This is a genomic window from Mesorhizobium sp. WSM4848 (genome assembly GCF_055811375.1).
Genome location: NZ_JBVVPX010000006.1, coordinates 206,908 through 215,529, shown reverse-complemented (window position 1 = coordinate 215,529; position 8,622 = coordinate 206,908). Strand labels below are relative to the sequence as shown.

10 protein-coding genes are annotated in these 8,622 nt (G+C 59.9%); 4 read left to right on the top strand and 6 right to left on the bottom strand.

Annotated elements, in window-relative coordinates; genetic code table 11:
* Positions 1-552 precede the first annotated feature (552 nt).
* Entirely contained in the window at positions 553-735 is a 183-nt protein-coding gene (locus AC0L16_RS09110) for a hypothetical protein (protein ID WP_473620258.1), read from the top strand.
* Between the two features lie 1,546 nt (positions 736-2,281).
* On the opposite strand, the gene AC0L16_RS09105 is transcribed toward AC0L16_RS09110, so the two are convergent.
* Positions 2,282-2,632 carry a hypothetical protein gene (locus AC0L16_RS09105; protein ID WP_473620256.1) on the bottom strand — a complete coding sequence of 117 codons (351 nt, stop codon included), beginning with the start codon at positions 2,630-2,632 and terminating at the stop codon, positions 2,282-2,284.
* 589 nt (positions 2,633-3,221) lie between these two features.
* On the opposite strand from AC0L16_RS09105, the gene AC0L16_RS09100 reads away from it, so the two are divergent.
* Entirely contained in the window at positions 3,222-3,476 is a 255-nt protein-coding gene (locus AC0L16_RS09100; RefSeq protein WP_473620255.1) for a hypothetical protein, read from the top strand.
* Between the two features lie 290 nt (positions 3,477-3,766).
* Here AC0L16_RS09100 and AC0L16_RS09095 read toward each other — a convergent pair whose 3' ends face one another.
* From AC0L16_RS09095 to AC0L16_RS09085, 3 genes are all read right to left on the bottom strand, one after another.
* Positions 3,767-4,663, bottom strand: coding sequence for an ATP-dependent DNA ligase (locus AC0L16_RS09095; protein WP_473620254.1), 897 nt, complete (start codon positions 4,661-4,663; stop codon positions 3,767-3,769).
* A 96-nt stretch (positions 4,664-4,759) separates the two neighbouring features.
* Entirely contained in the window at positions 4,760-5,065 is a 306-nt protein-coding gene (locus tag AC0L16_RS09090) for a hypothetical protein (protein ID WP_473620252.1), read from the bottom strand.
* 218 nt (positions 5,066-5,283) lie between these two features.
* Entirely contained in the window at positions 5,284-5,505 is a 222-nt protein-coding gene (locus tag AC0L16_RS09085) for a DUF768 domain-containing protein (protein WP_473620251.1), read from the bottom strand.
* A gap of 136 nt (positions 5,506-5,641) precedes the next feature.
* Between AC0L16_RS09085 and AC0L16_RS09080 the strand changes: the two genes are divergently transcribed.
* Positions 5,642-5,827 carry a hypothetical protein gene (locus AC0L16_RS09080; protein ID WP_031254822.1) on the top strand — a complete coding sequence of 62 codons (186 nt, stop codon included), beginning with the start codon at positions 5,642-5,644 and terminating at the stop codon, positions 5,825-5,827.
* 577 nt (positions 5,828-6,404) lie between these two features.
* Here AC0L16_RS09080 and AC0L16_RS09075 read toward each other — a convergent pair.
* Together AC0L16_RS09075 and AC0L16_RS09070 are read right to left on the bottom strand one after the other, a co-directional pair.
* The gene (locus AC0L16_RS09075) at positions 6,405-6,572 is read right to left on the bottom strand and encodes a sulfotransferase (protein ID WP_473620250.1); all 168 of its coding nucleotides are present in this window, start codon (positions 6,570-6,572) and stop codon (positions 6,405-6,407) included.
* Positions 6,515-6,751, bottom strand: coding sequence for a sulfotransferase (locus tag AC0L16_RS09070; RefSeq protein ID WP_473620248.1), 237 nt, complete (start codon positions 6,749-6,751; stop codon positions 6,515-6,517). The genes AC0L16_RS09075 and AC0L16_RS09070 overlap by 58 nt, the downstream gene beginning before the upstream one ends.
* A 402-nt stretch (positions 6,752-7,153) precedes the next feature.
* Here AC0L16_RS09070 and AC0L16_RS09065 point away from each other — a divergent pair, with 402 nt between their 5' ends.
* Positions 7,154-8,482: a PQQ-dependent sugar dehydrogenase gene (locus tag AC0L16_RS09065; protein ID WP_473620247.1), complete on the top strand. Its 1,329-nt coding sequence runs from the start codon at positions 7,154-7,156 to the stop codon at positions 8,480-8,482.
* Positions 8,483-8,622: the final 140 nt, after the last annotated feature.

Sequence of the window (8,622 nt, the reverse complement as noted above, 5' to 3'; positions counted from 1 at the left end):
CTTGAGCGGCCTACAGTCTTCCCAGCCGGCGAACCTACCCCGTTTGCTGGTTAGGCCCGGCGGCCGGCTGTTGGTCAGTGGCTGTCGGGCCGCTCGAACTTGCGGTGATGGCTGAAATGCAAAAAGCCCCGCCGCTCCATTTGCGAAGCGGCGGGGCCCCCACTCGCCCCGATGCTGACCATGCAATTGCGGTGCCAGCAGCAAATGACCCACTGTGGGACAGGCCCACGGGCGCCGTAATCTGCGCTTTGTCCCCTATGACGATGCACTCAGCCTCGTAAGAGCAGTCGTTTTTCATCTCGGGCCATTCGAAGATCGCGAGACAGCATGGGACACGGCATCGGCTGAGGCGGCTGCAACCCTGTCCGGGCATCTCTGGGAAACCGTCAGGGTAGCGGATACCGTTATGACATTCGATCACCGGACGAGCGGACCATACGAGCTTGTGCGCCGAACTACCGACCATTGGAAGAAGTGTGACATCGACCCGCTTGAGAAATGGGGTGGCGACCGCCCCCAAAGGACTATGTGACATGTTCCGAAACGGAGGCGATGGAGCCCGGCTTTCAGGCGATTGTCGACAGCATGCTGGAGGTCGGCTGGACGCGCAGGGAGCTCATGCGCTCGCTACGCCGGCTGATCGCCGCCGACAGCATGACGCAAAAGGAAAACGCCAAGGTCGAGGCGCAGCTCGCGATCGCCCGTGCCATGATGAGAACCGGCCGGCCATTCTAGCTCCGAACGGATTATGAGTTTGTCAAAAACCCTGCTGGAGGCACCCGATTTGAGATCCGCGCAGCTAAATCCCTTCCTGCGCTGATAAGCGACCACCCGCCATTCCTCGATTTGGCGCGTGGTCCGCATCCGAACGGCAGTTTCGAACATTGACACAACTGCATTCTGCCTTGACAAGCATGTTGTGCCGGGTCGCCTCAGCGTGTCGATCGGATCGCGCGCGCAATGATCCGGGCCGGCCGGCCGTCCTAGGTGCGTGATAGTCGACTGCTGGGAAAGCCTTAAAGCTTACCGCCCTAGATCACGGCGCAAGAGACGCGGCTTCTCTCAGAATCGAGGCACGATCAAGCCCGATCAGCGATGCAATGTCGCGTATCTGCTGCTCAGTAGCACCGGACTCCCGCGCAAGTGAGCGTACATAGTCGTCTGTCGGGCGGACCCGCCCTGCTTCATCTGCCATCAGACAATGCCTTACGTTTGGGGCAGGAGTGCGATGGTCGCTCCCAAGCGTCAGCGCCCATTGTGCGTGGCTGGCGATCTCAGACTGTACGCACTCGCACAGATTTTGGCCAGTCGGTCCTCTCTTTTATTGGTCCTGGCTCTCGTCCCAAAAATCCTGCAGCGAGGCGTGCCGAAGGTCTTCCTCGCCCCTGAGATGCTTGATGCGGACCTTGATCCCCGGCTTGACCCACTGCGTTGCCGCTTTGGCATGTCCTTGGGTGGTGGCCCGGCATGTTCCTGGACGCGCTTCATCCCGAAATTACCCTCCCCAATAGGGGGTAATGGCCTCGATTACCACGCTAACGGAAAAAGCCCGCCGCACCTTTTCGGCGCGAACAGCTACGACGAAGGAACACGACCTCTGCAACGCGCGTCAGTCTTGCTTCCGCTTCCACAGATCCGAAGTCGATGCGTATGCGAACGATGCTGACCAAGCGATCAGGACGAGTCCGTTGAGACCCTCCAAGGCAGCAACGATTCGCATCGGCCCAGTGGCATAGACTTCGCCAAAGCCGATGAGCCCGCGTCATCCGATCGATGGATGAAGCCCATCATGGGCCGCTGCTACTTTGATGCATGGCGCGACTTACCCCGGTTGTGGCGCGTCAGTAGATAATGGAATCGTCGCCCATGAGGCTCGCGACCCTCCACCTTGAAACTGCGAGGTACGGCGATGTATATCGCGCCGAAAGGCTCGCGCGGTTAAGGCAGCAAATCGTGAGGCACATCCAGCGCACGGACCGCTCGGCGCAGAAAGTCGAGCAAGCGCTGGCCAGGTTGGCTGAAGCCCACGCGCTCGTAGAGCGGCTCGCGCGGCCTCAGTAGGGCGGCGCTCCACGCGGCGACCCGCACCGCCAACCGCGTCTACATCGAGCGGGAGCAGTAGTGGCAGTGCCGGCAGTACTGGCGGTGGCGGCTACTAAAAACGCGATCGACACTCAGTTTTGGAAATCGCAGAGAACGTTAATCGCGCCGAACTGACCGCCCTCAGCAAAAAACCCGCCACCACCGGAGGCAGCGGGCTCCGGCCCTCATTTACGGCGTGTTAGATCCAGCGGTCCCGGCGCTGGTCGCCGGCCACAAGAAAAAGGCCCAACAGCAGGCCTACAGCCGCGCCCAGGATGAAGGCGGACGACACAGTGCCAGGATTTTCTTGAACGACACCGGAAGCCGTAGACGCCCTTTTGCGAAGTGCTTGCGTTGTCCGAGACACGCTATCGGCCGCGCCCTCATACCAACCAGTGGCTTCTTCGACCACCTCTTCAGCACGCTCCGCGAGCGTCCGATTGATTTTGTTGATCTCGCGCTTCAGCTGCGCAACTTGCTTCTCCAAAGCTTCCTGAGCTTCGCGCTGCGTCTCCGTCGGCGTTGCGTCTTCGTTCGGGTCGTCAGCCATTGTGATCTCCTGTTTGGTGGGCCTCAACGGCTAGCCGAGGCGTAAGGTTCCTGAGCGACAAAAAGGCCCGCCACCGTGAGGCAACGGGCTTAGGCAGTTGTTGCCGGGGATCAGTGCTGGTCGCTCAACCCACGTTTTCTACGAGGTTGCGGATGCGCTGCAAGAAACGCCTCGTCCGCCGCGATGAGCTTGGCGACTTCATCCGATCAGCTTCGAGCGGCGCGAGCGCTTCTTGGACTCTCTCAGCCTGATGTCGCGGCCGCCGCAAACGTCTCGTCCATGACGGGGAAACGCGCCGAAGGTTCGGGAAAGCCTGCCCCCTCTGCTGATGCCGTGAAAGCCATACGCCGCGCCCTCGAATCTGCCGGCATCGAGTTCATCCCCGAGAATGGCGGCGGCGCCGGGGTGAGGCTGAGAAAGGGCGGCGGCGGCGGCGGCGGCGGCTAAGGCGCTACCGCGCTACGCAATCGCAAATGACTCGCTATTCTGTGGATGAGGCGTAGGGTCCAGCGTGTCGTCCGCCCTTTCACGGCACGCGGACGCTTGGAAGCCAACTTCGGTGCTCCCGCCCCTATAGGGGAGAAATCCGATGGCAGAAGTTGCCCACGATTATCTCGACCAGCTCCTGGAATGCCCTTACTGCCTAACGATACGGCTAAGGATTCCCGCTGATGCGACGCCCGATACTTCAATCGCTTGCGACGATTGCGGCAGGTACCTTGACTCCTGGGATGAGATGCAAACGGACTTTGAACAGCAAGGCGGAGGCAACGGCATCTTTAAGCTCGATAAGGGCAGGATTGAACGGATCAACGGAACTCACCGACCCGAGCACAATCGCTAGCGACTGCTCCGCGTTCAGCCGCTGTTGAGGGCGGCGGCCATGCCATTTAGGCGCTATAGCGGAATATTCAGACCTACCGATCTGGAGTTGCTCCAGCGAGTGTTTGACCAGTTGTGCGCCGAGCACCGCCTAGCCCGAAAAGACAAGGACCAACGGGAACATCTCGCCTGCGAAGTCATCGAGGCTTTCGAGAACGGGTTCAGCGACGAAGCGGAGTTGTGGCGGGCGCTTTCGAAGCGCCGCACGGCTCGGGGTGAACAGAAAAGCCCGCCGCCTATTCGGAGCGCTGGCTAACTCTCATCCCAAAAATCTTGCAGCGAGGCGCGGCGTATGTGGCTGTGATCGCCGCGGAGATGCTTGACGCGCAATTTCATCCCGGGCTTGACCCACTGCGTCGCCGGCCGCTTCTCCATGGCTTCTGGCGGAGGCCCGGCATGCTCCTGGACACGCTTCCACAGCCGCTCCTTCATGTCGCGGCCCAGGCTGATGAAGGCCGAACCGACATATTTCCCGGTGCCAGGCTCTGCCAGTAACGCGAAAGCCGCCTTGCCCGGCTCACGCTCGACTCCCATCAGTTCGAACTCGTCGACCGTCCAGCTCTTTATCTTCAGCCAGTTCGTCGTCGGGCCGCTGCCATATTTGCTGTCGGCGCGCTTTGAGACGATCCCCTCGAGGCCGGCCTGGTCGGCGAGATAGAAGATCGCCTTTGCGTCACCAGGCATCGCCTCGCTGAACTGGATCCGGCTGTTTGGCTTGATGATGCCGTAGAGGATTTCGCGGCGCCCCTTGCAGCCGATGTCACGTAAGTCGTGGCCATTCAGGTGCAGGATGTCAAAGGCGCCCAGATACATGGCATAGGGATCGCTGTGGACGGCTTTCTGGAGTGCGGCGAAATCCGGCAGCCCGGCATCGTTGGTGACGACAGCCTCGCCGTCGATGATCGCGTTCTCGACCTCGAGCTCTCGCGCGGCCTCGACGAGCCCTGTATATTTGCTCGTCCAGTCTGCGCCGGTTTTGGTGAAGACGCGGATATCCTCGGGGCTGTTGATGACGATCTGAGAGCGGTAGCCGTCGAGCTTGATCTCGTGAATCCAGTCCTCGCCACCGGGCGGCTTGGCGACCAGCTTGGGCTCCATCGGCGGAATGAACTCGAGCCGGCGGGCGCCGGTACTTACAATTTTACGCACTCACTCGATTCTAGGCGGCAGGCTTATATTAGCCAGAGTGAACAGAACGTGATTCCGGGCCGAGACCTTCACACCCTCGCCGGGCGTAACCGAAACTCAAGCACGCCATAGAAAGTACCAACGAGCGATGGCGTATCCTGCCAAGCCCAACATAGTGAGCGCATACAGAACCAGGAACAACGGAACCACGGACGGGCTGGCTTCGAGGGCGGGGTCAGCTTCTTCCCATTCCCCAACCAGATTGCGATCCCGCCTGGCCTCCGTGACCGCCAAACCGTCCGGCCCAATTTTACCGTCGATCTCTCTCGAAATTCTTTTTGTGATATCGGCTAGGATCACTGGATCCTCGGGCAGGTTGTCCGGAAACCCCTCAGGAAGATTGTCGCCATCGTTCTTGTCCATGGCGCCAACAATGTTTTCTGCCTCACTTATGTTCCAAGTTTCTAATGTAAAATTTTGACCAAGACCCGATCCAACGGCAGCGGGAAGGAAAAGCGCGGCTGTCGGGGACCAACACAATCGACCGTCAACCAGCCACCAAGACCAGCAGTGCGACGCCCGATGGCATAAGGAAAGCGCGACCCTCGCGCGCTTCAGGCGGGCGCTCGTGGATAAAACCATTACTCCGACAATCCCGGATCGAAATGCACAATGGCATTAAGGATGGTGCGGTAGAGACTGTCGACTTCCTCGTCGATCTCTTCACGCCTGATGCCCACTGACTTCGCGTCGGCAAACAGCTTGTGCGTCAGCTCATTGATCGAAATTACATCCGGCCGGGCCGTTCTAGGAACGCTGTTCGCAATCCACTTGTGCAGGAAAGTGATGCCGCGTGCGCTCATCTGGGCATAAGCTACCGAACGGACATTAGTTCCAGCTTGAACACGAACAACAGAGCGGATGAACGAATTTCGGAACAAAGAGGAACAAGGCGCTATGTCGCAAGTTGGGTTCCGTAGTGGGAAGGAACATCTCACCATGGGCGAAGATAGAAAAAGTGAACCCGAGCGGCAAAAGGAACTCCAGGCGCAGGCGCTCGCACGTGAAACCGGGATCACCCGGGACCAGGCTCTCACGCTCATAGAATTGCTAGGAACGGATCGATCATCACTGCTGCGCGAGGCCAACATACTGAAGAATCGAAAGCCCAGCAGTGCACCATGACGAACCACAAGACGGGCAGCTGCCCTCTGAATGACCTGCCAATCGTTTGCCGAAGAGCTTGAAAGCGCCGCCGACCGCACCGCCGATATGTCGCGCGCGGATTTGCAGATTATCCTAGGTCGCGCTGCATTGATGCTCAGGAACATCTGAGGCGGGCCGCTGGAGCCCGCAACGGAGGACGCTCTCAACTCCATCAATCGGTTGCCGGCCATGCACGGGGCGCCGCGCCTAAAGTAGGGGAAGCCGCCCCCGGTCAGCAGGACACGGACGCCAATACCGCCGCCCCCGGGCAAATGAAGAAGACTACCGAAGACTGCTAATTGGCAACGTCAGACAAGGGGAAGGCCGGCGCCGCTGGGGGGCGTTGGGGTGGATTGCCTGTAGGGTGCCGGCCTGGCGGATTGGGGTCGGCCGCACGACAACTACCAGAGGGTAGGTAGGGATCACGCGCTCGGGCGGCAGCGTTGCTCTCACCGTAGCGTTATGTTCTTCATAGACGGCGATTGCATGATGACGGTCATTAAAGCGACCTCCAAAGACACCATTGCCAACTACCGCCACACCAAAGGACTGTGGGTCATTGCTGGCAGCGTCCATCGAAAGTCCTATTGTTTGCGCCACGCTTGTCATACCAGGCTTCGGGGTCACGAACTGTGAGAACAACTTTTGCATCAGGGTAGTGATCGCTCACTTCGCGCCAGAAATGCGCCGTTGGCCAATCGACAGCGGAACGATTAGCCGGCATATGCCAGATCCCAGTTCGGGAGTTGTCCCTGGCCAGCGGCGCGCCACAGCTTTTTCTGTTCGGGGTTGGCATTCACGTCTGCCATTATGGTGGCAAGGCCCGAACCCAAGATGCTCCAATGCCAGTTTCAGCGACGTGCCGGTGCGACCCATGCCCGCGCCAATGACATCTAGAGACATGAGCATCCTCCAAGGTGACTCAATCACTCTAAATACCGCCCTTCCTTCTATTTCGCTACATGAAGGTCTCCGGGTCGATTCCTGCCATACCCTGCGGGTAGACCCAGCAAACATGAAAGACCGCCGATGGCAATTCATGTCACACAGGAACGTCCGATGGCGGCGACTCCATCTTCGCCTTTGTCGTTACGAACACTTCAGAAGGATCGATCCTAAGGTTTACAGTGACGAAGGGGTCGGCGGCAACGACAAGCGGCCGATCTTTATTTCGATCGGCTCCTTCCGTTTCATAGCCTAGCGGGGGGCTGCATCACGAACGCCGTTCGAAGCAATTGGAATAACAAGCCACGGACTTGCGTTTACGCAAAAGAGCACGACGCAAATCCGCGCGGAGGACGCTCGATGCATGCCGGCCCGCGAAACTTACTCATAGCCGCATTGGGAGCCCTCATAGTGAGCTGCGCAAGCGTTCCGGCGCAGAAAACGGGGGCAATAATCGGTTATGGTCCCAACCCCACCTTACCGAAACCAAGACCGACGCTGATCCCGACCGTCAACATCGCCGAGGCAAAAGGCTGGCAGAAAGGGGATATGCCGACCCCGGCGAAGGGGCTGACAGTGAACGCCTTCGCCACCGGCCTCGACCATCCGCGCTGGCTGCACTTGCTTCCGAACGGCGACGTGCTGGTTGCCGAAACCAATGCCCCTGCCAAGCATGACGAAGGTTTCAGCCTTAGAAAGGTCTTCATGGACCTGGCTATGAAGCGCGCCGGCGCCGCGACCAAAAGCGCCAACCGCATCACCCTCCTGCGCGACACCAATGGCGACGGCATTGCGGATGTACGCAGGACGTTCGCGGAAGACCTCAATTCACCGTTCGGTATGACACTCTCCAAAGGCAAGCTCTATGTCGCGAATACCGACGCGCTCGTCGCTTTCCCCTACTCCACCGGCCAGACCCGAGCCACCACGCTGCCGGAAAAGATCGTCGACTTACCGGCCGGAGACCTCAACCATCATTGGACCAAGGACGTGATCGCGAGTCCGGATGGACGCAAGCTCTATGTCACCGTCGGCTCCAACAGTAACGTTGGAGAAAACGGCATGGCCGCGGAGAAGAACCGCGCCGCCGTCCTTGAAGTGGATCGGTCGACCCGCCGCACCCGGGTCTTTGCGTCAGGGCTACGCAACCCGAACGGGCTCTCCTGGAACCCCGAAACTGGCGAGCTTTGGGTCGCCGTGAACGAGCGTGACGAGATCGGCGACGATCTCGTGCCGGATTACATGACCTCGGTTCGTGACGGCGCTTTCTACGGTTGGCCCTACAGCTACTTCGGACAGAACGTCGACGAACGCGTCAAGCCGCAGCGCCCCGATCTCGTGGCGAGGGCGGTCAAGCCCGATTATGCGCTGGGCTCCCATACCGCCTCGCTGGGACTGACCTTCTCCCAAGGAGCGTCGCTCGGTCCGGTCTACGGCAACGGCGCGTTCGTGGGCCAGCACGGCTCGTGGAACAGAAGCGTGCACAGCGGTTACAAGGTGATCTTCGTGCCGTTCCGCGGTGGTAAACCGAGCGGTCCCCCGAAGGATGTGCTCGCTGGCTTCGTCGGGCGTGATGGCAAGGCGATGGGCCGTCCGGTCGGCGTTGCTGTCGATCAGACCGGCGCACTGCTCGTCGCCGACGACGTCGGCAATGTCATTTGGCGGGTGAGCCGGGCAAATCGCCATTAAGCGCCGGCCATCTTGCTCCAGCGGAATCATCAAGCACGCTGTTTTAGTCAAGGTCGCGCTCGAATTGGGTTGCCGGGGCTATCCAAAACCGGCATGGCCCGGTTGCCGTCTCCCTGAAGGAAAAGTAGCCGGGCCGCCCA